Annotated in this window: 25 protein-coding genes; 21 read left to right on the forward strand and 4 right to left on the reverse strand. The window is 43.1% G+C overall.

Translation table 11 applies throughout. The features are described 5' to 3' along the window. The 7 genes from B3763_RS06775 to B3763_RS06805 all read left to right on the forward strand — a co-directional run. Window positions 1–346 (forward strand): isocitrate/isopropylmalate family dehydrogenase (locus tag B3763_RS06775; protein ID WP_286745061.1); only part of this gene is annotated, 346 nt, incomplete at its 5' end. A 90-nt stretch (window positions 347–436) separates the two neighbouring features. Continuing rightward, on the forward strand, window positions 437–1,111 hold the full coding sequence (locus B3763_RS06780; protein ID WP_286745064.1) for a GOLPH3/VPS74 family protein: 675 nt from the start codon (window positions 437–439) through the stop codon (window positions 1,109–1,111). A 95-nt stretch (window positions 1,112–1,206) separates the two neighbouring features. Further along, entirely contained in the window at window positions 1,207–1,932 is a 726-nt protein-coding gene (locus tag B3763_RS06785; RefSeq protein ID WP_189631228.1) for a YebC/PmpR family DNA-binding transcriptional regulator, read from the forward strand. A 119-nt stretch (window positions 1,933–2,051) separates the two neighbouring features. Next, window positions 2,052–2,462, forward strand: coding sequence for a hypothetical protein (locus tag B3763_RS06790; protein ID WP_189631229.1), 411 nt, complete (start codon window positions 2,052–2,054; stop codon window positions 2,460–2,462). 130 nt (window positions 2,463–2,592) lie between these two features. Next, on the forward strand, window positions 2,593–3,090 hold the full coding sequence (tpx, locus tag B3763_RS06795; RefSeq protein WP_286745068.1) for a thiol peroxidase: 498 nt from the start codon (window positions 2,593–2,595) through the stop codon (window positions 3,088–3,090). A 98-nt stretch (window positions 3,091–3,188) separates the two neighbouring features. Further along, the gene (locus B3763_RS06800; RefSeq protein WP_286745073.1) at window positions 3,189–5,720 is read left to right on the forward strand and encodes a PIG-L family deacetylase; all 2,532 of its coding nucleotides are present in this window, start codon (window positions 3,189–3,191) and stop codon (window positions 5,718–5,720) included. Between the two features lie 133 nt (window positions 5,721–5,853). Next, complete coding sequence (locus B3763_RS06805) at window positions 5,854–7,563, forward strand: sodium:solute symporter (protein ID WP_286745076.1); 1,710 nt, start codon at window positions 5,854–5,856, stop codon at window positions 7,561–7,563. On the opposite strand, the gene B3763_RS06810 is transcribed toward B3763_RS06805, so the two are convergent. Further along, window positions 7,564–8,388, reverse strand: coding sequence for a restriction endonuclease (locus B3763_RS06810; protein WP_286745079.1), 825 nt, complete (start codon window positions 8,386–8,388; stop codon window positions 7,564–7,566). It lies immediately after the preceding gene. Window positions 8,389–8,532: 144 nt separating this feature from the next. Between B3763_RS06810 and B3763_RS06815 the strand changes: the two genes are divergently transcribed. The 6 genes from B3763_RS06815 (at window position 8,533) to msrA (ending at window position 13,148) form a co-directional block, all read left to right on the forward strand. Then, a complete protein-coding gene (locus B3763_RS06815; protein WP_286745082.1) occupies window positions 8,533–9,864 on the forward strand; it encodes an exonuclease domain-containing protein in 1,332 nt (443 codons plus the stop codon). A 158-nt stretch (window positions 9,865–10,022) separates the two neighbouring features. Beyond that, on the forward strand, window positions 10,023–10,208 hold the full coding sequence (locus tag B3763_RS06820; RefSeq protein ID WP_189631235.1) for a hypothetical protein: 186 nt from the start codon (window positions 10,023–10,025) through the stop codon (window positions 10,206–10,208). Window positions 10,209–10,357: 149 nt separating this feature from the next. Next, window positions 10,358–11,287, forward strand: coding sequence for a class I SAM-dependent methyltransferase (locus B3763_RS06825; RefSeq protein ID WP_286745084.1), 930 nt, complete (start codon window positions 10,358–10,360; stop codon window positions 11,285–11,287). A 60-nt stretch (window positions 11,288–11,347) separates the two neighbouring features. Next, window positions 11,348–11,890 (forward strand): peptide-methionine (R)-S-oxide reductase MsrB, encoded by a 543-nt coding sequence (gene msrB / locus B3763_RS06830; protein ID WP_286745088.1) that lies wholly within the window; start codon window positions 11,348–11,350, stop codon window positions 11,888–11,890. A gap of 67 nt (window positions 11,891–11,957) precedes the next feature. Next, entirely contained in the window at window positions 11,958–12,434 is a 477-nt protein-coding gene (locus B3763_RS06835; RefSeq protein ID WP_286745091.1) for a nucleoside triphosphate pyrophosphohydrolase family protein, read from the forward strand. Between the two features lie 51 nt (window positions 12,435–12,485). Then, a complete protein-coding gene (gene msrA, locus B3763_RS06840; RefSeq protein WP_189631239.1) occupies window positions 12,486–13,148 on the forward strand; it encodes a peptide-methionine (S)-S-oxide reductase MsrA in 663 nt (220 codons plus the stop codon). Window positions 13,149–13,154: 6 nt separating this feature from the next. On the opposite strand, the gene B3763_RS06845 is transcribed toward msrA, so the two are convergent. Next, window positions 13,155–13,673: a hypothetical protein gene (locus B3763_RS06845; protein WP_286745095.1), complete on the reverse strand. Its 519-nt coding sequence runs from the start codon at window positions 13,671–13,673 to the stop codon at window positions 13,155–13,157. 138 nt (window positions 13,674–13,811) lie between these two features. Between B3763_RS06845 and B3763_RS06850 the strand changes: the two genes are divergently transcribed. From B3763_RS06850 to B3763_RS06880, 7 genes are all read left to right on the forward strand, one after another. Further along, window positions 13,812–14,294, forward strand: a complete 483-nt coding sequence (locus B3763_RS06850; RefSeq protein ID WP_189631241.1) for a DUF456 domain-containing protein — start codon at window positions 13,812–13,814, stop codon at window positions 14,292–14,294. Between the two features lie 31 nt (window positions 14,295–14,325). Next, window positions 14,326–15,978 carry a tetratricopeptide repeat protein gene (locus tag B3763_RS06855; RefSeq protein ID WP_286745099.1) on the forward strand — a complete coding sequence of 551 codons (1,653 nt, stop codon included), beginning with the start codon at window positions 14,326–14,328 and terminating at the stop codon, window positions 15,976–15,978. A 160-nt stretch (window positions 15,979–16,138) separates the two neighbouring features. Beyond that, complete coding sequence (locus B3763_RS06860; protein WP_189631243.1) at window positions 16,139–16,954, forward strand: SprB repeat-containing protein; 816 nt, start codon at window positions 16,139–16,141, stop codon at window positions 16,952–16,954. A gap of 11 nt (window positions 16,955–16,965) precedes the next feature. Continuing rightward, complete coding sequence (locus B3763_RS06865; protein ID WP_286745104.1) at window positions 16,966–17,391, forward strand: OB-fold protein; 426 nt, start codon at window positions 16,966–16,968, stop codon at window positions 17,389–17,391. Window positions 17,392–17,394: 3 nt separating this feature from the next. Continuing rightward, complete coding sequence (locus tag B3763_RS06870) at window positions 17,395–17,955, forward strand: YceI family protein (RefSeq protein ID WP_189631245.1); 561 nt, start codon at window positions 17,395–17,397, stop codon at window positions 17,953–17,955. Window position 17,956: 1 nt separating this feature from the next. Then, window positions 17,957–18,814 carry a DUF5777 family beta-barrel protein gene (locus B3763_RS06875; protein WP_286745106.1) on the forward strand — a complete coding sequence of 286 codons (858 nt, stop codon included), beginning with the start codon at window positions 17,957–17,959 and terminating at the stop codon, window positions 18,812–18,814. A gap of 175 nt (window positions 18,815–18,989) precedes the next feature. Then, window positions 18,990–20,306, forward strand: coding sequence for a M20/M25/M40 family metallo-hydrolase (locus B3763_RS06880; RefSeq protein WP_286745108.1), 1,317 nt, complete (start codon window positions 18,990–18,992; stop codon window positions 20,304–20,306). A gap of 195 nt (window positions 20,307–20,501) precedes the next feature. Here B3763_RS06880 and B3763_RS06885 read toward each other — a convergent pair whose 3' ends face one another. Then, complete coding sequence (locus tag B3763_RS06885) at window positions 20,502–21,278, reverse strand: S1/P1 nuclease (RefSeq protein ID WP_189631248.1); 777 nt, start codon at window positions 21,276–21,278, stop codon at window positions 20,502–20,504. A gap of 283 nt (window positions 21,279–21,561) precedes the next feature. Here B3763_RS06885 and B3763_RS06890 point away from each other — a divergent pair, with 283 nt between their 5' ends. Continuing rightward, a complete protein-coding gene (locus B3763_RS06890) occupies window positions 21,562–22,251 on the forward strand; it encodes a YciI family protein (protein ID WP_286745111.1) in 690 nt (229 codons plus the stop codon). A 72-nt stretch (window positions 22,252–22,323) separates the two neighbouring features. Here the strand turns inward: B3763_RS06890 and B3763_RS06895 are convergent, their stop codons facing one another. Then, the gene (locus tag B3763_RS06895) at window positions 22,324–23,301 is read right to left on the reverse strand and encodes an NADPH:quinone oxidoreductase family protein (RefSeq protein ID WP_286745113.1); all 978 of its coding nucleotides are present in this window, start codon (window positions 23,299–23,301) and stop codon (window positions 22,324–22,326) included. Between the last annotated feature and the right edge of the window lie 80 nt (window positions 23,302–23,381).

The following is a 23,381-nucleotide window of genomic DNA, read 5'->3' on the forward strand; positions in this document are numbered from 1 at the left end:
GTCGCTGGGGCTCTTACCTTCTGCTTCAGTTGGAGACAAAACAGCCATGTTCGAACCCATTCATGGCTCTTACCCTCAAGCTGCTGGGAAAAACATTGCCAACCCATTAGCCACTATTCTTTCAGCAGCTATGATGCTCGATCATCTAAACCTTATCGATGAGGCCATAGAGGTAAGACAAGCTGTAAGTGCCTCACTTCGGCACGGAATGGTAACGGCTGATTTGGCCCGAAATGATGGTTATTCTACCGATAGAGTTGGCGATTTTGTGGCCAATTATATTGCAGATGGAGAAGACTCATGCTCTCAACAAAACATTCAAGCAGGAATTAGCACAATTATTTAAGTTGCTTTTCAGAACAATAGAATATCAAAACCCACAATTCTTTGAAGTTTAACATAAGCTTTTGGTATCTTCGGATTTAACCAAAAGCTTATGAAACTTAATCTACTGGAAGAGTATCTGCTATTGGCTCTAGACGATGAGAAGGGGAAGTTTGTCATAGACTCAACCCGACTCAATTATGGATTTGCCGGGGCAAGTCTTTTAGAGCTGGCAGTGCGCGGAAAGGTAGAGATTGACGGTGAGCGCATTATTCTTACAGACAATGCCTATGAGCCGGAGATTGCGTTGAATAAAGTTATCGATGTGGTCAGCCAGCTCAAAAGTCCCACTCTCAAAGATTGCCTGAAAGAGTTGGCCGAAAAGACGGGCGAAATTAAAGACGATACCCTCCAGCACCTGATTAATAAAGGAATACTCAGAAGAGAAGAGCATAAGATTCTTTGGATCATTCCTACAGAACAATACCCAACGGCCGACTTGTCGCCTGAAAGCAAGGTAAGAAAACGGCTGGACGATGTAATAAATGATGAGGCCAATGTAGAACCACATGACCTTATGCTCCTTAGTCTAATAGATGCCACAGATCTAACCCAGGAAGCATTTCGCGATCAGGACGACTATAAATCCATACGAGCTAAAATTAGAGAAGTAACAAAAGACGTGGGCATAAGCCGGGTAATCAACAAGAGCATACGCGAAATTCAGGCTGCCATCATGATGGCCATTAGCAGCACCCTGGTTATAGGCAGTATAAGTTCTCATTAAGTAGAAGATAATACCAACCCAAAGAAATTTCAACTAGTGGTGGATGCGCTATTCATCAGACTTTTTATTTTTGCAGCGGTTTTAAAAACGTATCCATGGGAAGAGCATTTGAATATAGAAAAGCCGCTAAAATGAAACGATGGGACAAGATGTCCCGAATTTTTCCTAAACTGGCCAAAGCCATAACCATGGCAGCAAAAGAGGGAGGCTCAGACCCGGACATGAACGCCTCTTTGCGTACGGCTATTCAAAATGCCAAGGCTCAGAATATGCCTAAGGACAACATCGATGCGGCCATAAAACGGGCTACAAGCAAAGATGTAGCAGACTACATGGAGATTAACTATGAAGGCAAAGGCCCCCATGGTGTGCTGGTATTTGTAGAATGCGCTACGGACAACCAAAACAGAACCGTTGCCAATGTAAAATCTTATTTCAATAAGGCCGGAGGAGGCCTGGTACCCAATGGTTCACTCGAGTTTATGTTTGCCCGAAAGGCTGTTTTCGAATTCCTCAAAAAAGACGATATGGATTTAGAGGAACTTGAGCTGGAACTCATCGATGCCGGTCTTGAAGAAATAGAATCGCATACTGACGATGACGATGTAACCACCGTATACGCCTATGCTGATTATACCAACTTTGGTTCCCTGCAGGAAGCACTGGAAGAACTTGGTATAGACGTTAAGAATGCTGCCCTCAAGCGTTTCCCAACGAGTCCGGTAGAATTCAGTGATGAGCAACTTGAAGAAATTGAAAAAATGCTCGATAAACTGGAAGAAGATGATGATGTACAGGCCGTATACACAAATATAGCCTAGTCTAAATAATTAGTTATCAACATGTTAAAGCTTCCCGGAGGGAGGCTTTTTTTATGCCTTGGCATTTTTGGCATCATTTTGGAAAATCCACTTATAACATCAACCAAAAGGAGGTCAAAATGAAAAAAGGTTTACTCATTCTATCGGTTTTAATCTTGTTTGCCAGTTGCGATGTAGTGGTGATTGAGGCACCCTACGATCCGCGCGATAATTTTACAGGAAGGTACACTGTAGAGGAATACAGTGAAACCTATGATGTACTTACCAAATACAATGTGAGAATAATAAAAGATGCCGATCCATACAGCAATGTGGTGTATATAAGAAATTTCTACGCTGCCGATATTGAAGTGTTTGCCGATGTTCATGGCGACCGCCTGACCATTCCACGACAAATAATTGACGGATATGTCATTCAAGGGACGGGTAGATTGGATTACGGAGACCTTGTGTTGAGTTATTCAGTAGAAGATAGATTAGACGATTCCAGCTTAGTAGACTTTTGTAATACGGTCTATTTCAGAAGATAAAGTGTTGTTTTGAGTTTTGATCGGAGGTCTACTCGCAAGGGTAGGCCTCTATTCTTTTCAGGGCCATTTCTTTTAAACATATTTTTAATTTGCCATGTTGGATTGGCGTAACTTTAAACAAAAACTGAACATGGCAAAAATTACACTTGGTGGTAAAGAAACTCACACCAACGGAGAGCTGCCCGCAATTGGCACACCGGTAAAAAACTACACCTTTGTTAAAAACGATATGTCGGCTGTTCAACTTGCCGATTTTAAGGGTAAGAAGGTTATACTCAATATCTTCCCTAGCATAGATACCGGAGTTTGCATGGCTTCGGTGAGAAAATTCAATGAAGAAGCAGCTAAGCTGAGTAATGCAGCAGTGCTTTGTGTTTCTAAAGATTTACCTTTTGCGCTTAATCGTTTTTGCGGTGCCGAAGGAATTGAAAATGTAACCGTAGCTTCAGACTTCAGAACCCCTGAGTTTGCCGAAGATATGGGACTTAAAATTGCCGAAGGAGCCTTCTCAGGGCTCAACTCCAGGGTAATCATTGTGTTAGACGAAGAGGGTAAAGTAAAGTATACAGAGCAGGTGCCAGAAATAGGGCAGGAGCCCAACTACAGTGCAGCCCTGGCGGCCGTATAAAACTTCATTAAAATCCACCGCTTAAGAAACTCCCAGCGGTGGATTTTTCACAACTTCATATATTCGGGTTCGTACATCAATCCATTAAAGAAAAACCAATGGGATTTAACATACGCTGCCTGATAGGGTTTTTATTCTTCCTGAGCACAGCCCATGTACATGCTCAGGCACCTAAAAAGCCCAATGCCGCAGAGCTTAAACAAGCCTTAAACAAATTAGAAGTACTAGGGTCAGTTATGTACCTGGCCGCTCATCCAGACGATGAAAATACACGCCTTATTGCGTATATGGCCAACGAAAAGAAGCTGCGCACCGCCTATCTGGCCATGACCCGTGGCGATGGAGGCCAAAACCTGATTGGTACTGAAATTCGTGAATATCTGGGCATAATACGGACTCAAGAACTTTTGGCTGCTCGCAGAACCGATGGTGGTGAGCAGTACTTTACCAGAGCCAATGATTTTGGTTTCTCTAAAGATCCGGACGAAACATTTACCATTTGGGACAAAGAAGATGTGCTTGCCGATGTAATCTGGAACATCAGAAAATTTAGGCCGGATGTGATCATTACTCGTTTCGATACGGCCAGAGATAATAGTGGGAGAATGCATGGCCACCATACTGCATCGGCTTTGCTGGCGCAAGAGGCATTCGATAAGGCAGCAGACCCTACCGTATATCCTGAGCAACTGAAGTATGTAGAACCATGGCAACCAAAGGGACTCTACTGGAACACCTATAATTTTGGTGGTGGCTTTAGTTCAGATCATGCCGATGAGCAAGGTTATTTTGAGCTGGATCTGGGCGCATATAATGAATTGTTAGGCCTGTCGTACGATGAGATTTCTGCCTTAAGTAGGAGTCAGCATAAATCTCAAGGCTTTGGAAGCACCGGAAGAAGAGGAGAACTGAAAGAGTACTTAATGCACTGGAAAGGTGCACTGCCCAAAGCAGATATATTTGCTAACATCGATCAAACATGGTCTAGAGTAGAAGGAGGGGAAGTCATTGGTAAAATGGTAGCCAAAGCCAATGCAGGGTTTGATATGGAAAACCCATCTTCCATAATTCCCCAACTCGTTCAAATCAGAAAACAAATAGAAACTCTCAAAGATGATTATTGGAGAGAGCAGAAACTCAAGGAGGTTGATTTCCTAATTAAAGGAGCCCTGGGGCTATTTCTTGAAGCCCGGGTCGCAGACTACTCAGCCACTCCGGGAGAGTCTTTGGAACTAACCATTGAAGCCATTAATCGTTCGGCCGCCAATGTGTTATTAAACCAGATTAGTTTTAAAGGAAATAGTCATGTGATTAGTGTTGAGAAGCCTTTGAACAATAATCAATTGCTTACCACAGAAACTCAACTCACTATAAATCAACCGATATCTCAACCATATTGGCTGAAGAAAGAAGCCAAGCTGGGTATGTATGTGGTAGATGAGCAACTCCTGAGAGGCCTGCCGGAAAACCCTGCTACGATTACCGCTGTTTTCCATCTCACTATTGACGAAACCCCGCTTCGCATGGAAATGCCGGTGGTTTATAAAGAAAATGATCGGGTAGATGGAGAAGTATATCGACCATTTGTAGTAACTCCTCCGGTGTTTGTTTCTATGGATGCAAGCGTATTGATGTTTCCTGACGAAGAAGCGAAAAGTGTAGAGGTGCTTGTGAAGGCCGGCAAAGCCAATATTGCCGGTGAAGTAAATATTAAACTGCCCCAAGGCTGGAAGGCCAGTGCCACCAGTTTTTCTTATTCACTTAAAAATAAAGGTGATGAGCAACGGTTTGAGATAGAGATTCTTCCGCCAAAAGAAGCTTCAGAGGCTTATTTGACTGTCGAAGCTTCCTATAACGGAAAGGTCTATAACCGATCGATTAAAGTAATTGACTATCCGCATATTCCGGTACAAACAATTTTTCCTGAGAGCCGGGTGAAAATTGTGAAACTCAACCTACAGAAGAAGGGGCAATACATTGGCTATATTATGGGTTCGGGAGACGACATCCCCGCCAGTCTGGAACAAGTGGGTTATAAAGTAGACATACTAGATCCGGAAAAAATTACAGCCTCAACGCTTTTAAATTATGATGCGGTGATTGTAGGTATAAGAGCATATAATACCATAGACAGAATGAATTTCATTCAGCCTGAACTAATGAAATTTGTTGAAGCCGGGGGTACGGTAATTACCCAATACAATACCCAAATGAGAGATCAACCGGCCATTGGACCTTATCCTTTCAGTATTTCCCGCGATAGAGTGACGGTAGAAGGAGCAGAAGTACGGATTTTAGCTGAAGACCATCCCATTATCAATGGTCCGAATAAGATCACTTCCAAAGACTTTGAAGGCTGGGTGCAAGAGAGAGGTTTATATTTCCCTAATCAATGGGACGAACGTTACACGGCCATTCTCTCTTCCAACGACCCGGGAGAGACACCCAAGAACGGAGGTCTTCTGGTAACTCAATATGGTGAGGGCTATTTTGTATATACAGGCTATTCCTGGTTTAGAGAACTTCCTGCAGGAGTGCCGGGAGCATTTAGAATTTTTACGAACATGATTTCTTTGGGACAGGATAAGCCCCGTCCGACATCTTTGAAATCGGTTGAAAACAAACAATAATGAGCGAAAATCTTCCAGAAGAGGAAAAAGTACGTTTCCTGTTTTTTAGAAGTTGGCCAGGCGTTTATGCCTTTGTATTGACCGTACTGGCCATACTTATTGCCTTGTTTTATTTTTTGACGATTAGCTACTCATGAAGGAAATTGACTGGATAGTTCTGTTTGGAACACTGTTTTTTATTGTGGCTTATGGGATTTGGAAGACACGTGGTGAAAAGAGTGTAGAGGGTTACCTGAGAGGCGGCAATGACACCAAGTGGTGGGTTATTGGCCTCTCCATAATGGCTACGCAGGCCAGTGCCATTACTTTTTTAAGTACTCCGGGGCAGGCATATACCGATGGTATGCGCTTTGTTCAGTTTTACTTTGGCTTGCCGGTGGCCATGATCATCATCTCCATTTTCTTTCTTCCTATCTACTATAAGGCTAAAGTGTATACGGCTTATGAATATCTGGAAGGGCGATTCGATCTGAAAACCCGTTTGCTTGCAGCTTCTATTTTCTTAATTCAACGAGGACTTGCGGCCGGAATTACCATTTATGCACCTTCAATAATCCTCAGTGCTTTGCTGGGGTGGCCTTTGCAAGTAACTACTATTGTGATCGGCCTATTGGTAATCTTGTATACAGTGTCTGGAGGTACCAAGGCCGTAACACAGACCCAGAAGCAGCAAATGGCTGTAATGATGGGAGGAATGGTAATTGCGGGTATAATGGTTATTACCTCCTTGCCCGGCAATGTGGGCTTCTCAGATGCGCTGCATGTAGCCGGTAAAATGGGGAAACTGAACGTTGTAAACTTTGAATTCGATCCGGCCGATCGTTACAATTTTTGGTCGGGTATGACAGGAGCTGTGTTTCTGTTTCTGTCATACTTTGGTACAGACCAATCGCAGGTGCAACGCTACCTTTCCGGCAAAACCCTTAAAGAAAGCCGCATGGGTTTAATGATGAACGGGCTACTAAAAGTGCCTATGCAGTTTGTCATACTCTTTATAGGAGTAATGGTTTTTGTGTATTACCAATACAATCAGCCACCGATTTTTTTCAATGAAGCCATAAGGGCAGAGGTGGTGGAAAGTGAGGAGTTTGGAGGAGCGTTTACTTCAGTAGAACAAGAATACACTCAGTTATTCGAAGAGAAAAAGCAATTGGTAAATGACCTAACCGAAGCAGTGGCTACCAAAAACGAGGTGCTGATTGAAACCGCACAGCACGAGTTAAACAGATTACAAGGAGCCAGCGATACACTGAGAAACGAGGCGAAGAAACTTATTGCTCAGGCACTTCCCGGCCGGGAAACGAATGATAAGGACTACATCTTCATGAATTTTGTGATGAACACCATGCCTGTAGGCTTGGTAGGGTTGCTGTTTGCCGTTATTTTCTCTGCAGCCATGTCTTCCACCTCTTCTGAACTGAATGCCCTTGGCTCCACCACCACCATAGACTTGTATAAGCGTGTAGTCAACAAAGAGGCGACAGACGAGAAGTATCTGAAGAACTCTAAGCTGTTTACATTGGCGTGGGGTGTGCTGGCCATTATTTTTGCCTCAACCCTCAATTTGTTCGAAAACCTTATACAGGCCGTAAACCTCATTGGCTCTCTGTTTTACCCTATTGTATTAGGTATTTTTGTGGTAGCCTTCTTCTTTAAATCTGTAAAAAGCAACGCGGTTTTTTATGCCGCCATAATTGCCCAGGTAGTGGTCATATTGGTGCACTATCTAAATATTGAGGGAAAGGCAGGGCTATTAACCATGGGCTTCTTATGGTACAATGCTTTCGGTTGCATTTTGGTGGTGGTTCTTAGCTTCATTATTAAAGCGTTCCATAATAGATAGTTAGTCGCTGCAGAGATTTCCTGATTCATTGAGGATTTTGGCATGTTTTCTCTTGTCGATGGGCGCCAGCAGTTCCGGGTTTTCTATGAGCTCCCGGCACAGCACAATGTTATCGGCCAACAAGGTCTCTTTTTCTTTTCTTGTAAGGCTATAGAGGCAGGTAATTGGATAGAGTCCAGAGAGCTCTATGCGTTCTCTAAGATTCCCTTTGCCGGGATAGTCCCAGGCCAAAAGTCTTAGACCATAACAACCGGCATATTGCTCTGCATCGCTGGTAAACCGGGTGTTGGTCATAATCCAGCACTCGAATTTTTGACGCTGATTATCAGGTTTTAAACCATTTACGATGTCGTTGAAGCGAGAGTGTACATAGAGCGGTGTTTTAACATCAGATTTGTAGCCCGGATTGCTGTGGTGTTTGCACTCTCCAATAATCCACAGGCCATCTTTCTTTGCCGATATATCTACCTCATGGCTAAGACAACGTCCGTTCATTTCAATGCCCACAGCTACATCAAACCCTTGATATTCAAACAACTTGCCCATAAAGCGCTCAAAGGGATAGCCCGAAGGGCCCAGCTCTAGAATGGCTGTTTTTAATTTGTATTTGCCTGCTAATTTAGAACTGGACGCTCTCAATAGTTGGTAGGCTCTTTTGTAAATCTCCCGCGTAGTAGTTGTCTCTGTGAGTTCCTGGTCAATCTTCTGCTGAATACGTGCTATTAACTCTTCCGATGCACCAGAATTAAAAAGGGATTGCCTGAGCTTTTCTTCCCTGAATTCTACCACCTCTCCGGAGGCTTTCTTAACCCAACGTTGTGCCATAGAAATTCAATATAGTTACCACAAGGTCTCTAACCTAACGAATATTTCAGCTCCAAAGCCCGCTTTAATATAAAGTACACCGCTCCATAAATCTTTTATTTCAATCTGCTGGAATACTTGTACAACTCGTTTTAATTTGAAAGCATGTATGCTATTGTGGATATTGAAACAACGGGAAGTTCGGCTGCTCATGGAAAAATAACTGAGATAGCTATTATTATTCACGATGGCAAGCGTGTGGTAGATGAATACCAGACTTTACTTAATCCTGAACAGTATATTCCATCCAACATAACAGTGCTCACCGGCATAGATAATGAAATGGTGGCTGATGCTCCCAGGTTCTACGAGGTAGCCAAAGACATACACCTGCTATTAGAGGGACACATTTTTGTAGCACACAATGTCAATTTCGACTACTCTTTTATCAAAAAGGAATTTCAGGAGTTAGGAGCCAACTTTTCAATGCCTAAACTCTGTACCGTTCGGCTATCCCGAAAAGTATTTCCAGGGCTCAAGTCATACAGCCTGGGGAGGTTATGCGACCACTTTGGTATAAAAAATGAAGCGCGTCACCGGGCCATGGGCGATGCCAGGGCAACGGCTATATTGATGGATAAAATCTTGGCCAATGAAAAGGGTGAAATCGACTTTTTTTTAAAGAAAACCAGCAAAGAGGCCGATTTGCCACCTAACCTCGACCGTGAATCTTTTGAGGTATTGCCCGAAACTACGGGAGTTTATTATTTCCACGATCATCATGGCAAAGTGCTTTATGTAGGTAAGGCCAACAATATTAAAAAGAGGGTACGAACGCACTTTAGCAGCACCGATGTCATTTACAAACAGCAGCTTAAGGACAAAATCAGACAAGTGAGTTATGAGGTTTGTGGCGATGAATTGATCGCCTTTTTAAAAGAGTCTTATGAGATCAAGCGCCTTTTTCCTCCCTTTAACAAAGCCCAAAAGTTTCCTACGCCTAAGTTTGGAATGTATCATTACACCGATGGTGCGGGCATTAACCGACTGGCTATTGGCAAGGTTCAGAAAGGGCTACAGCCTGTGCAAACTTTTCCATCGTTCGATAAAGCCCGGAGTTTTTTAATTCAGTTTGTAAAAACACACGGGTTGCAACCCGAACATTGTGGTTTGCCGGAGTCATTGCTCAACTACTATGGCTACAGCTTCGATGAAGCCTCGGAAAACGAGCTGAAGGAGAGGTTTCAACGAGCGCTATCTTCATTGATGGTAAGCCGGGAAAGCTATTGCATTTTAGGCAAAGGCCGGGATAGGGAAGAGGTGGCTGTTGTATTGGTAGAAGAAGGAAGGTATTTGGGCTTCGGATTTGCTGAAACCCAATTTTCGTTTGAGACAATAAGCGATGTTAAGAGTGTGATCCAGCGTTATCCGGACACACCCGATGTGCAAAGTATTATCCGCCAATTCAGAGAAAAAAGGAAAGTTATTAGCCTTTGATACAACAGTTACTAGGGCATAGCCATTGAAAGTTGTATATTTAATAGACAGGCAACTAAACAGATTTTGGTTTAGTACGTTACTATAGTAGCCTCAACTAATTCGACACGTTGGACACTTTACCTAAATATTAGTTGAACATATTACTCACAATGGAAATGAAGAAGTCAAAAGAAATCGGGGGAATCATTCTTAAATATGCTGAAGAGAAGATTCAGAAGAGGTCGCTAGAAACCACCGCTCAAATACGAAAGTATTTGAACGACCTTTCAGAGGTTAGCAAGGAGTTGATGTACTCAAGTGCCGTTCGAGCAGGGAAAACATCACTTATAATGAAAAAATAGTAACCGGCACTTGCCGGTTTTTTTATGCCACTAAATTCCCAGTTTGGGAAGTTAGTTCTTGGCCAAATCTTAGTTTTTCCTCATTTTTGGGTGTTTTATTCGCGTGGTAGGGTTATTGTAATCCAGTAGGTACAATAACTACGTAATTAATGGCGGTGATAGAGAGTTTGGAGAGTAACTTCTTTTTATGTCCACATACCCGAAAGCCTTTGCGCTTTATGTCTCGGGATGAATTGAGCGTGTTAAATCAAAGAATTGAACGCAACGAGCTTTATTTTCATCTGGGAATTCAGGCACAGTGTTCGGTAGATAGTGCACTGATTACGGAGAACCAAACTTATGTTTACCCCATTGTTGAAGGCATTATCTTTCTTAAAAAGGATGTAGCTATAACTGCCAAGAACAGAACTAAAAACCCTTTTATGAGGGTTCCCGAGCATATCACTGAAGAGTTTTTCAATACCTACAAAGTTCTAAGCAAAGAGAAGGCAGCTGAGCCGGTGCTAAAAGATTTGAATAGTCAAAAGCTTGACAACGATCAATTACTACAGTTGAAGTCGCGCTTACCCAAAAGTGGGCAGTGTTTCATGAGTGTAGTAACACATGATGTTGATGCCATTCACAATCTTGTATTCAACACCAGGTTTAATGCGTACGTTCATATCGACTTTTCGTTAGACCGCCTTTTGGCTATTAAAAAGGATGTAAAGCAGGGAACAGAACTTGTGTTGTGCGATGTGGCTTGTTTGCCTTTTGAAGCCAACACTGTAAATGCCCTGTTTTCGTTCGATTATATCAATGAGTACGATAAGGCCGATCAGGCAGCAGCTTACGAAGAGCTCAAGCGTGTGTTAAAAGAAGATGGTGCCTCTGTGGTATTGTACGATAAGAGCAAACCGCTGCATGCACAGAGCCAATTAAAGTCTGATCAACTTTCCAAGAAAGCACTTTCTGTTTTAGCCCCCTGGAAGAAGAAAAAAGTGCCAACCATTTATTTTCACCCTGTAACGGTAGATGCTGACGAAAACCACCGCGAGGAACTAATGACTAAAACATCATTTGGCAGACAGTTCTCCTGATTCGTAAAACCAGTTCAAACCTTTTATACGTATGTGTGGTTAGTGAAACAAAAAATTACCATGAAAGGAAAAGTCATATTGTTGTCAGGTTTGGTGGTGATTCTTATTACTAGTTTTTTCGCGGCAAAAAGCAGTACGGTTCAGGAAAAACAAGATAAAGGCAAGCAGAAGGAAGGCTATGAAATACAGCTTTCTGAAGAAGAGTGGAAAAAAAGACTTACTCCCGAGCAATACTACATTTTAAGAGAAAAAGGTACCGAACTGGCAGGTTCAGGCAAGTACAATAAGTTTTATGAAGAAGGAACATATTATTCTGCAGCTTCCTTGCAGCCTGTTTTTTCTTCCGAAACCAAGTATAATTCCTATTCCGGTTGGCCTAGTTTCTGGAAACCCGTAAACGATAGCGCCATTAAACTGGTAAAAGATACCACGCTCGGCATGGTGCGTTGGGAGGTGGTAGATAGCAAAAGCGGATCGCATTTAGGACATGTATTTAATGATGGTCCGGCTCCAACGGGATTGAGGTATTGTATAAATAGTGATGCCCTCATCTTTGTACCTAAAGGAGAAAAGCCTCCTGTATTCAAAAAAGACATGAAGTAATTCAGACGAAAAGAATAAATCATTAACATTGGCCTGAAACTAAAAATCAGGCCTTTTTTATTGAATTATGGAAGAACCAAAACCACTCAACAGCGTAGCCGAATTTCACAAAACATTTAAACACCCGATATTACCAAGTCCGCAAATTCCAGACGTAAGCCGTTGTCAATTGCGTGTTTCTCTTCTGGCAGAGGAATTAAAAGAATTAGAAGAGGCCATTGCCAATAAAGATTTGGTTGAAGTAGCCGATGCCCTCTGCGATTTACAATATGTATTGAGCGGAGCCATTTTGGAGTTCGGGCTTGGAGAGAAGTTTAAAGAATTGTTCGATGAAGTTCAGCGTTCCAACATGAGCAAGACCTGCAAGTCTATGGAAGAGGCCAGAGCCACCCAGCAACACTATCTGGAAAAGGATGGCACAGAAAGCTATATAGAAGAGTCTGACGGACACTTTCTGGTTTACAGAAAAGGAGATAATAAAACCCTCAAGTCTGTAAATTACTCTCCGGCCGACCTGAAAAGTAGGTTAGCCGACTTCATTTAAAAACCTTTGCCATGAGCAAGGCGTTAGTGAAGCGAATCTAATTAAGAAGTTATGCAAGCATTTTATACGGTCATACTTTCGGTACTATTTAACCTGTCAATCAGTTCGTGTCACTCGTCTACAGAAGGTTCAACAGCCGTCAATTTACAATCGGTACAAGATGGCCTTGAAGTAGCCACATTTGCCGGAGGCTGTTTCTGGTGTACTGAAGCAGTGTTTGAGAGGGTAGAAGGTGTGAAAGATGTGGTGTCCGGATATACCGGAGGGAAAGAAGAGAACCCTACCTACTATCAGGTAAGTTATGGTGAAACCACACATGCTGAAGCCGTACAAATTTACTTCGACCCCGAAACCATAAGCTACCAACAATTGCTGGATATTTTCTTTGCCACCCATGACCCTACCCAGCTAAATAGGCAGGGGCCCGATATTGGTGCACAATACAGAACGGCAGTTTTCTATCATAGTGAAGAGCAGAAAAAAGCGGTAGAAAGCACCATTAAACAATTGGATGAATCGGGTTTGTATGCCAAAAAGATTGTAACTGAAGTGAAGCCTTACGGCAAGTTTTGGCTGGCAGAAGATTATCATCAAAACTACTATGAGTTGAATCCCGGCAATCCTTACATTATTAACATAGCCGTGCCAAAGGTCAAGAAGTTTAAGAAGCAATTTCCACAGTGGGTAAAGGCAAGCTATGCCAATGAAAAGTAAATCGTATTAGAGTTTGGAGAGGGCAGCCAGTACTTTCTGTCCTCTGCTCACTTCTCCTTTACTACCGTTTTCTACCACATCTTCTACGGCTATTTTCAATTCATTTTTTAGTTCAGGTAGTTCCTTTACAATATTCAATGCGGTACTCATAGCGAAAACCTTTACTGCGATTGGTTCGGCTTTATTCATGAGAATGTCTATACACAGATCGTATACGTCTCCCCAAAGGGCTTCGTCAATGCGCTGAAATTGCATAACCCGAAAGACATTTCTTCTAAAAGCTACTTTGGCCTCTTTTCGTTTTATCCGGTCGATCATAGCAGGAAAGAAGGGAGTGATTAGCGATGGAGCTTGCTCTCCCAAGGTACCAACCACCCAAGCCGCGTGCTGTACTAACCGAGTATCTTCTCCAAAAAACAGCTTCATGAGCCCATCAACACCGTCAGGGTGTTTAATTAAATAGGCCGCAATACGGTCTTTATTTGCTTTACTGTGCTCCTGTAAAAGCTCTTTTTTTATGTCCATAAATGTAGTGCTGTGGTCTCAGCTATCAACTTCCATGTTTTCGTCCTTAAGGTAGTTCAAATTGTTAGGAGCAACCAATTGGCTGTGCAATTCCGCAAAGAAATTAGCATATTTAGCACTTGGTCAAAAACGTATTTTATGGATATTCTTCTAGTTATTCTGGGCTTTGTTTGCATGATAGTGGGTATTTTAGGTTGCTTTCTTCCCATTATTCCAGGGCCTCCCATTAGTTTTCTTTCACTACTCTTATTACAGTGGACCGAAAAATCGCCTTTCGATTCGGATACACTCTGGTTGTGGGCATTTATTACAGCGGCCGTCACCGCTTTGGATTATGTTGTCCCTATTTATGGCACCAAAAAGTTTGGAGGTACCAAGCGTGGTGTTTGGGGTAGCACCATTGGTTTGGTAGTTGGTTTGTTCTTTTTTCCTCCCTTCGGAATTATTGTGGGTCCCTTTGTAGGAGCCTTTTTAGGCGAGATGAGCACGGGCAAAGCAACTAATCAGGAAGCCTTGAAATCTGCCTTTGGTTCATTTATTGGTTTTTTAGTAGGCACCCTAATCAAGCTTATCGCTTCAGGGTATATGGCGTGGATGTTCGTAAAGTATGTGTTTGCGTAGCCTTGTTTTATCCATTTTTGCTTTATGCATATTGCTGAAACCACTTTCAGCTCAACACGATGTAGATAGTCTTAAAAATATTCTAAATCATTACCCCAATCAAGACACTATTCGGGTACAGTTGCTCAATCAGTTGGGTTTGGAATATTGGATTATAGACCCCGTTGTAGCCGATGAATATGGCAATGAAGCCTTGCGGCTTGCCGAAAAGCTCAACTATATGCAGGGGACGGCATTTGCACTAAGGGTATTGGGTGTTGCTAATTGGACCCGTGGTAACTACGAACTGGGACTAATTGATTTGCTCAAATCCAGATCGGCCTATCAGAAGCTGAATGACGAATTGGGTGTAGCCAACTGCCATTTAAATATTGGAATGATCTACGCTGATCAGGGCATTGTCAATCGAGCTCTGGAAAACTACAGGCAAGCCCTGGATGGATTTGAGAAAGCCGGCCGGTCTGACCGCATTGCTACGGCTTACAATAAAATGGGAGAGGTTTATATACGCTCCCAGAGCTATAGTCAGGCATTGGAGTATTTACTTAAGGCCTTGGCTATACACGAGAAAAATGGGTTTATCTATGGAGTTGGAGAGTCGAACAACCGATTGGGAGAGCTCTTTTTGGCTAAAAAGGAATATGATGAAGCACTAAGCTACTTCTTGAAGGCAGTCTCCATTAGTGAAAAACTTAATGATGCCGATGGTATGGCGCGTGGCTTTCTCGATTTGGGTCGGGCCTACCTGGCTCAAGCCAATTATTCCAAGGCCAACGAATACCTTAGAAAAAGTGAGAAAATAGCTCGTGAAGTAGGAGCTAAGAAGTGGCTGAGAGACACTTACCAAACGCTCAGAGTCCTGGCAGAAGAAACCGGGCGCTGGAAAGAAGCGAATGCCTATGCCACCATGTACATTACCATGAAGGATAGCCTTTTTAATGAGCAAATGGCCAACAGAATAGCAGAGATTGAAAAAAGAAATGAACTGGCCGCTCAGGAGAAGGAACTGGAGGCGTTGAAGAATGAGGCCATATTTTTGAGTACACAAAATGAGCTGAACAGGAACCTGAAATTTGCACTGGCAGCGGCTATGCTATTGTTACTTGTATCGGCCTATCTTTTTATAAACAGGCAGCGACTTCGCATTAAAAAAGACCGTATCATATACGAGTCGCAACAAGAAATGGCCAATCTTGCCCTACAAAAAGCGCGACTAGAGCAGTCTAAGCTGGAGCAAGAACTTGCTACCAGAGATAAAGAGTTGACCTCTTACACGGTGAACTTCATACGTAAAAATGAGGTAATTAATAGCCTTAAAGAACGTGTTCAAGACCTCAAAAAAAGCCTTGCCAAGTCGCATTCAAAAGAAGTTCAGCAATTAATGCAGTTGGCGAATTCCATTCAGGATGTAGACAAAGATTGGGAAGAATTCAGGCTCTACTTTGAAAACGTACATACGGATTTCTTTAAAAATCTAAACCAGAAATCCCCCCAGTTGAGTGCAGGCGAATTGAGGCTTGCAGCTCTTATACGACTCAACCTAAACCTCAAAGAAATTTCCTCAGTTCTGGGTATATCCCCAAACAGTGTCAAGACAGCCAGGCATCGTTTAAAGAAACGGCTGAATCTGGATAAAGAAGAGTCACTGCTCGCATATCTCATTCAAATGGACCAAACAGCTTAAAACCGTGCTTCGTCATAAGGTATTGGTTTTCAATGCGATAGTTCGATCTGTATACCTTTTGTTTACGTACATAATGTCGGCTGCTTACCAAAAGAACCCTTAAATTGAACCTAAGTCACTGGTGGTCAGCCTACATTTGAGTTGTTATAACCACATGAACATGAAACACGTCTTTAACTCCAATCCTTTAAGGTATACAGCTGTGCTAGGGCTATTCGCAATACTTCTGGCCATTAGTTGTACTTCAGAAAAAGAACCCTTGCCCGATGAATGTGAGGGTAGCATAAGTTTACAAACCACTATTGGCAGCGAAGCTAATTGCGGACAAAGTACCGGAAGCTTTACCGTAGTGGCTACGGGCGGTAGTGCCCCTTATACATACGCGCTTAACGGAGGTACTGCTCAAAGCTCTGCTTCCTTTGATAACCTGGCGGCCGGCAGTTATACCCTTACTGTGACGGATAACTCGGGATGCACCGCAGAAATCTCTGTAAACATTGCCAACCAAGACGGTGTAAATGCTTCGATATCCGGCACTACAGCCAGCGATTGCGATACACCAAACGGTAGTATAAGCGTAAGCGCCACCGATGGAGCAGGGCCTTACCAATACAAGCTTAACGACAATGCTTTTCAATCGGGTAATACCTTTGACGGTTTGGCTCCGGGCAATTATACCGTAACCGTAAGAGATGCCAATAACTGCGAGGTTTCGCTTCAGGCCACCATTAAGTCCGATGTGGTATTTGCACAAGTAAAGAACATTATTCAAACCAACTGCGCTGTGTCGGGTTGTCACAACGGAACCACTTTCCCCGATCTCAGAGTAGATAATAACATAGTTGCCCAAGCCAGCCGTATCAAGGCAAGAACCGGGGCCAAAACCATGCCTCCATCGTCTAGCGGCAGATCACTTTCTGACGATGAAATTGCAGAGATTGCCTGTTGGGTAAATGATGGTGCCAGTCTCAACTAAAAACAGCACCAATGAAAAAGAAACGTCTCATAATTATTGCAGTAGTCATGGCATTTGTTGCGGCTTACATAGTCTATGATAAAATGCTTTCGACCGGGCCAAAAATGAAATCTCGTACCGTGGAAGCGTCCCTGACAGCCGAGGCACTATACAATGCGTTTGAAACCGATGAAAACAAGGCCAATACGCTATACCTAAACAAGGTGGTTCAGGTTGAAGGAATAGTTACAGCCATTCATCAATCGGCCGAAGCCAAGCCGGTAGTTGAGCTGGAAACCAACGGTTTTGGCTTGCTCAAGTGCACATTGGAAGACTCAAATGAGTTGACCAACTATTCCTTAACAGATGGTGATCGGGTGGTGCTCAAGGGAGAGTGCATTGGTTATTTGCTCGATGTGCTGCTGGAAGACGTGATTATCATTGAAATTAAAAACTAACACATGAAACCATTAAAACTATTAAACCTGAGTATGGCCATGCTTTTGGCTACTTCAGGTATGGCACAGGACCGTTTTCTGACCCGGAATGGAGAGGTTAAGTTCTACTCTCACGCACCTCTCGAAGATATTGAGGCTTTTAATGATAAAGTACTGAGTGTGATTGATTTAAACAAAGGTGAAGTAGCCGTAGATATATTAATAAAGGCTTTTCAGTTTGAAAAGGCCCTTATGCAGGAACACTTCAACGAAAATTACATGGAGTCTGCCAAATACCCGAAGTCTACTTTTAAAGGAAAATTTGAGGTGCCCGATGGACTTAAGTCTATGAGTAATGGCACATATCCTGTAACGGTTAGTGGCGATATTACTATCCATGGTGTTACTAAACCCCTGACCACCCGAGTAGAACTTGTGGTTATCAACGGTACTATAAATACAGAATTTAGCTTTAAAGTAAAGGTAAAAGACCACGATATTAAAATACCCAGCGTAGTGGTCAGGAACATTGCAGAAGAAGTGGAAGTAACCGCTAATTTTAAGTATGAGCCATATCAACGCTAGTATGAAAAAGACTATACTATTCATTGCAGCGATTGTCCTGGGCCACTCGCTTAGCGCCCAAGACGATCTGCTCGGTATGCTTTCTGACGAAAGAGAGGAAACCATAGACTACGTAGAAGCGACCTTTAAAGGGCAGCGGATGATTAACGGACACACCGTGGTTACTCGCAAAGCCAAAGAGCTCGAGTTTATTATCTCTCACCGATTTGGTCGTATTAACACCGGAATCAATGAGCTTTTTGGCCTCGATGGTGCCAACATCAGGTTTTCTTTTGAATATGGGATAAGCGACTTTTTAACCGTAGGTGTAGGGCGCAGTTCTTTTGAGAAAATCTATGATGGATTTGCCAAGTATCAAATCCTAAGACAGTCTTCCGGCAAAAAAGTGATGCCTGTGTCCATTACAGGGTTTAGTAGTATGGCCATTAGAACATTAGATAATCCGGCTTTTCAAAATGAGGAGTTTAGCGACAGGGTAGCATATACTCACCAGTTGCTTATTGCCCGTAAAATGAACGAAACCGTTTCGCTTCAATTTATGCCTACTTATGTGCACCGCAATAGGGTAATGGGCAACCAGGAAAACGACCTGTTGGCTCTTGGTGTGGCTGGTCGAGTAAAAGTGGGCAAAAGAGTAGCCATCAACAGCGAGTACTATTACCGGCTTACCAATGAACTGACCGATTTATATAAAGACTCCATTGGAATTGGCGTTGAAATAGAAACCGGAGGCCATGTCTTTCATCTCACCTTTACCAATTCCAGGTCAATGGTAGAGAAAGGCTTTATTACTGAGACCGATGGCGATTTTTTCAATGGCGACATTCATTTTGGCTTTAACCTTTCTCGCGTGTTTTAGCCATTCGGTAAGCCTTTAAGTGCTTCAATTAAAGAAGTCTTCAGTGGTTGGTCAACCAATCATGCTGAAGACTTTTTTATGTTTAAAACCCCAATTGTTTTAGTGGTGTTTAGAATGCTTACACACTTTCTTATTGCCGCTATGTTGAGTATACTTGAGCCTGAAAAGTAAAATTATGAAAGCACTTAGCCTTACCCTTAGTTTGTTTTTAGTCTGCAGCCTCAGCATGGCACAACTCGATCGTACAGAGAAAAAGATAGTTCAATGGATCGATCAGAACAACCACGAGGCTTTAGAACTTCTCAAACAAACCATCAACATCAATTCAGGCACTATGAATTTTGAGGGTGTAAGGCAGGTGGCTGATGTATTGATGCCAAAGTTCGAAGCTCTGGGTATGGAAACACGGTTTTTAGATGGCAGTGCCTTTAACCGGGCCGGACATTTAGTGGCCAAAATTGAAGGAGGCAAAGGGCCTAAGATCATGATGATTGGCCACCTGGACACTGTTTTTGAACCCGACAGTCCTTTCCAGCAATGGGAACAAGTGGATGAAGAAACTATAAAAGGACCTGGAATAGCCGATATGAAAGGTGGCAACATAATCATTCTGCAGGCTCTGACGGCTCTACACCAGGCCGGGCTGTTGAAAGATATGAATGTTTGGGTTGTTATGACTGGCGATGAAGAGCTTAGCGGAAGACCCCTGAGTCTTTCAAAAGCAGCCCTAATTGAAGCTGCAGAGTGGGCCGACATTGCTCTTGGATTTGAGAACGGAGATGGCAACCCGGCTACCGTGAATGTGGCGCGCAGAAGCTCGTCTGGCTGGACACTGGAAGTAAAGGGTAATGCCGCTCACTCATCGCAAATTTTTAAACCTGAAGTGGGAGCTGGGGCTATTTATGAAGCTTCAAGAATCCTGAATCAGTTTTACGAAGCCTTGTCTGCCGAAGAATATTTGACCTTTAACCCCGGAATGATTTTAGGCGGAACTGATGTGACTTACAATGAACAAAGCAAATCGGGAACAGCCTTTGGGAAAAGCAATGTAGTAGCTCAAACGGCTATTGTAACAGGCGATATTCGCTGTCTGAGTATGGAGCAATTAAAACGAACTCAGGAAACCATGAAAAAGATTGTGAGTGAACATTTACCACAAACTCAAGCCACTATAACCTTTGAAGAAGGTTATCCACCATTTGCTCCTACAGAGGGTAATTATGCGCTCATGAAGGCTTTCAGTCAGGTGAGTCAAGACTTAGGCTTTGGAGAAGTGAGTTCTGTAAATCCGGCCGATGCCGGTGCCGCTGATATATCGTTTACTGCGGGCTTGGTGAAAATGGGTATTGATGCCATGGGAATGAGTGGTGCTAATGACCATACGGTCAATGAAACAGGAAAGGTTAACGCATTGCCTATGCAGACTAAGCGAGCTGCAGTATTGTTGTACAGACTCTTTAAGGATAAAGCTCTTTCACCTGAAAAGAAATAGCCAAACCGTCTGAACCGGATTACTTCTCTGACAAGTTGTCTTTTCCATCCCGAGTTGCCAAGTGATCAAGCGGGATAGATCTTTCGGCAAGCTCAAGATGAAAAGCTCTAACCGATTAGGGTCTCCAATTGCCCATCAGTGTTTCATGCCATGAACTCTGAAGAATTAGGTGAACGAAAGATGTAACCTCTTGAGTTACTCATAAATTTCGTTGATCACACCAGCTAAGCGTACGCCAGCTTGAAGCACCCTAAGCTTAATAATGTCGAAGTACTTATAGCCATATTCATAGCTTATTCGCCCGTCTTCAGGAATATCATAAACCTGTTTACGGTAAGACATAGATTCATATGCCCATTCTCGAACCGTAGCCGATTGCCATTCCTTAATTTGAGTTTTAGAAGCATGATTTACCCAATCGGCAAATTCGGTATAGCTCAATTGTTTGCCATCAATCATGCGGCTGTCCCATACGCTATGCAGATTAGTATTACTTCCAAAGTACTGAACTCGAACATCATTTCCGCCTCTATCTTCACCATTCCCCACATGCAAAGGCTGATGAATATCGCCAACCAGATGTACTAAAAACTTGAGTTTAGTGGCTTCTTCTTGGGCCGAAAGTTGCCCGGCCTTTAACTCTTCAATAATGGTTTCAATGGCCCAAATTACATCACCTCCTTCTTGCTCGGGTGCTTCCTCATATGTCATGCCATCGGGTATTGTGCAATAATGCCAGGTATTGGCATAATCGTAGGAGCGATCCGACCTTATTTCATCCATCCATGTGCTCACTTCGGCCAATGTTTCTGAGCCCAGAACACGTTGCACCTGCTTTCTGGCTTTTTTACTCAGCATACCATCGGCAATATGTCCTATAGTTCGATGTCCGGTTTGACCCCAGAAATAACTACTTGAAGTCATGGAAACGGTAGCCGCCAGGATTAAGGAAAGAGCAAGGAGTTTTCTCATGTTGTAAATTTTGTGCTAAGATAAGGATGTATTGATTTGGAAACAGCGTTTAGGATGTAGCTTATGTGAATTATACTTTACGGTTTGATGAACCAGGTTTTAACAGGCTCTCTATCTCCGGCAGAGTCTCTCAAAGAGAACTTAGATGCCGTTCAGCTCTATGCTCAGTGTGCCCTGCAGGAGAAAAGCTGGTCGAGTAAAAATTTCTGTGGCCATCCTTCAGACTCATAACTTCTAAACTTCCAAAAACCTTACTACTTTCATTATTCATTAGTCTATTGATATGAAACTCAAAATAACCTGGCTGACACTATTCTTAATGGTTGCCACGCAATCTTACGGGCAATATGGAGATGGTAGGTATACCTTCGTTTTCCTGAACACGAATCCAGACAGGGCTGAGCTACCCAAGGAGCAAGTAGATAGCCTTCAAGCGGGACATTTAGCCAACATTAACCGATTGGTGAAGGAAAAGAAGATGATCGCTGCGGGGCCCTTCTACACAGGCGGTGGAATTTTTCTATTCGATACCAATATGGCTGATACGGAAGCAGTTTTGTATTCTGATCCGGCCATTTCTGCCGGACGTTTTAAGCTGGAAGTCTACCCGTTTGATCTGATGGAAGGGAAATTATGTACACTTTGGCACAAGGATGAAGCCGATGTAGAAATGACTACCTACTATTTTGTGCGTTTTGAGCCAAATAAGGATAATGAGAATATTGATGGGGTGAAAACTAATCGTTTTACTGAAAATTTGCTGAAAGAGCTAAAGGGAAAGTACAAAGACAAAGCTGAGTTAGTCGGAGCCATTAATCTCAATACCAACGAGGGTCAGATTATTATATATAAATCAGATCAGGAGGGAGGAATTGAAGAGCTTTTCGCCAACCATGAATTGGTGAAAAAGGGCTTAATGACCTATTATCACAGACAGATTTATTTCCCGAAGGGTATTTTCTGTGAAGATTAAGCCCGGTTATTGTCGAGCTGGATTCGGCATAGATATGGCTCAGTTGGGGGGGGAGCACGGTATACCTAAACTCTAATCAATAATCACCACATTTTTACCGATTACTTTTCTGTCCATAAGGTCTCGAATAGCTTGAGCGCCTCGCTCTAAGGGGTATTCTTTATGGATATGCTGTTTCACTTTTCCTTCTTGAATCCATTGAAGAATCTGCTCGAAGTTCCTCTTGCTTTCTTTCGGTTGCTTTTGAGCAAAAGCCCCCCAGAAAACACCTACAATGGAAGCTCCTTTGAGCAGAGGCAGGTTCATTCTGATGGCAGAAGGAGCACCAGCGGCAAAACCTACCACTAAATACCTTCCGCCCCAAGCCAAAGAGCGAACTGCGGGTTCAGCATATTGATCTCCAATAGGGTCGTATATTACGTCAAAGCCATCTCCATTCGTCATGGCTTTGGCTTTTTCCTTGAGATTTTGTTCTGAGTAGTTGAGGGTTTCATCGGCTCCGGCTTGCAGGCAGATTTCTAGCTTTTCTTCAGAACTTGCAGCGGCCACCACATGTGCGCCCATTTGCTTGCCAATCTGAACTGCGGCTAGTCCAACTCCACCAGAAGCACCCAAAACCATCAGCTTTTCGCCTTTTTTTAATTGTGCTCGCTGTTTTAGAGCATAAAGCGATGTACCAAAATTATACATGGTTGTTGCTGCAGTAATCATGTCCATGCCCTCAGGAACAGGCATACATTTGTGCGATTCAGCCACCACATACTGAGCCATGCCTCCCCAGCCGGTGAGAGCAAAAACCAAGTCGCCCTGGCTTAGGTGTTTCACTTTACTACCCACTTCCACCACCCGACCGGCCACTTCGCCACCGGGAGCAAAAGGGAGCTGAGGTTTGAATTGGTACTTGTTCTGAATAATCAGTGCATCAGGGAAGTTCACTCCACAGGCATGCACTTCGATAAGCACCTGTTGCTCATTGGGCACGGGGAGTGGAAGCGTTTTCACAGAAAGGTTTTCCGGTAGCCCGAATTGTTCGCACACTAATGCTTTCATGCTTACAAACTCATATCTATCCATTAGAAAAGCAACTCTCTCTGCACTAAATTCCAACCTTTTTTGGTCGAGTATGGTCT

The sequence above is a fragment of the Roseivirga sp. UBA1976 genome (assembly GCF_002336325.1).
Lineage (GTDB): Bacteria > Bacteroidota > Bacteroidia > Cytophagales > Cyclobacteriaceae > Roseivirga > Roseivirga thermotolerans.

Bases quoted from the DNA above. Each gene is read 5' to 3' on its own strand.
- B3763_RS06780 (WP_286745064.1), top strand. From the start codon at position 437: ATGAAACTTAATCTACTGGAAGAGTATCTGCTATTGGCTCTAGACGAT.
- B3763_RS06785 (WP_189631228.1), top strand. From the start codon at position 1,207: ATGGGAAGAGCATTTGAATATAGAAAAGCCGCTAAAATGAAACGATGG.
- B3763_RS06790 (WP_189631229.1), top strand. From the start codon at position 2,052: ATGAAAAAAGGTTTACTCATTCTATCGGTTTTAATCTTGTTTGCCAGT.
- tpx (WP_286745068.1), top strand. From the start codon at position 2,593: ATGGCAAAAATTACACTTGGTGGTAAAGAAACTCACACCAACGGAGAG.
- B3763_RS06800 (WP_286745073.1), top strand. From the start codon at position 3,189: ATGGGATTTAACATACGCTGCCTGATAGGGTTTTTATTCTTCCTGAGC.
- B3763_RS06805 (WP_286745076.1), top strand. From the start codon at position 5,854: ATGAAGGAAATTGACTGGATAGTTCTGTTTGGAACACTGTTTTTTATT.
- B3763_RS06810 (WP_286745079.1), bottom strand. From the start codon at position 8,388: ATGGCACAACGTTGGGTTAAGAAAGCCTCCGGAGAGGTGGTAGAATTC.
- B3763_RS06815 (WP_286745082.1), top strand. From the start codon at position 8,533: ATGTATGCTATTGTGGATATTGAAACAACGGGAAGTTCGGCTGCTCAT.
- B3763_RS06820 (WP_189631235.1), top strand. From the start codon at position 10,023: ATGAAGAAGTCAAAAGAAATCGGGGGAATCATTCTTAAATATGCTGAA.
- B3763_RS06825 (WP_286745084.1), top strand. From the start codon at position 10,358: ATGGCGGTGATAGAGAGTTTGGAGAGTAACTTCTTTTTATGTCCACAT.
- msrB (WP_286745088.1), top strand. From the start codon at position 11,348: ATGAAAGGAAAAGTCATATTGTTGTCAGGTTTGGTGGTGATTCTTATT.
- B3763_RS06835 (WP_286745091.1), top strand. From the start codon at position 11,958: ATGGAAGAACCAAAACCACTCAACAGCGTAGCCGAATTTCACAAAACA.
- msrA (WP_189631239.1), top strand. From the start codon at position 12,486: ATGCAAGCATTTTATACGGTCATACTTTCGGTACTATTTAACCTGTCA.
- B3763_RS06845 (WP_286745095.1), bottom strand. From the start codon at position 13,673: ATGGACATAAAAAAAGAGCTTTTACAGGAGCACAGTAAAGCAAATAAA.
- B3763_RS06850 (WP_189631241.1), top strand. From the start codon at position 13,812: ATGGATATTCTTCTAGTTATTCTGGGCTTTGTTTGCATGATAGTGGGT.
- B3763_RS06860 (WP_189631243.1), top strand. From the start codon at position 16,139: ATGAAACACGTCTTTAACTCCAATCCTTTAAGGTATACAGCTGTGCTA.
- B3763_RS06865 (WP_286745104.1), top strand. From the start codon at position 16,966: ATGAAAAAGAAACGTCTCATAATTATTGCAGTAGTCATGGCATTTGTT.
- B3763_RS06870 (WP_189631245.1), top strand. From the start codon at position 17,395: ATGAAACCATTAAAACTATTAAACCTGAGTATGGCCATGCTTTTGGCT.
- B3763_RS06875 (WP_286745106.1), top strand. From the start codon at position 17,957: ATGAAAAAGACTATACTATTCATTGCAGCGATTGTCCTGGGCCACTCG.
- B3763_RS06880 (WP_286745108.1), top strand. From the start codon at position 18,990: ATGAAAGCACTTAGCCTTACCCTTAGTTTGTTTTTAGTCTGCAGCCTC.
- B3763_RS06885 (WP_189631248.1), bottom strand. From the start codon at position 21,278: ATGAGAAAACTCCTTGCTCTTTCCTTAATCCTGGCGGCTACCGTTTCC.
- B3763_RS06890 (WP_286745111.1), top strand. From the start codon at position 21,562: ATGAAACTCAAAATAACCTGGCTGACACTATTCTTAATGGTTGCCACG.
- B3763_RS06895 (WP_286745113.1), bottom strand. From the start codon at position 23,301: ATGAAAGCATTAGTGTGCGAACAATTCGGGCTACCGGAAAACCTTTCT.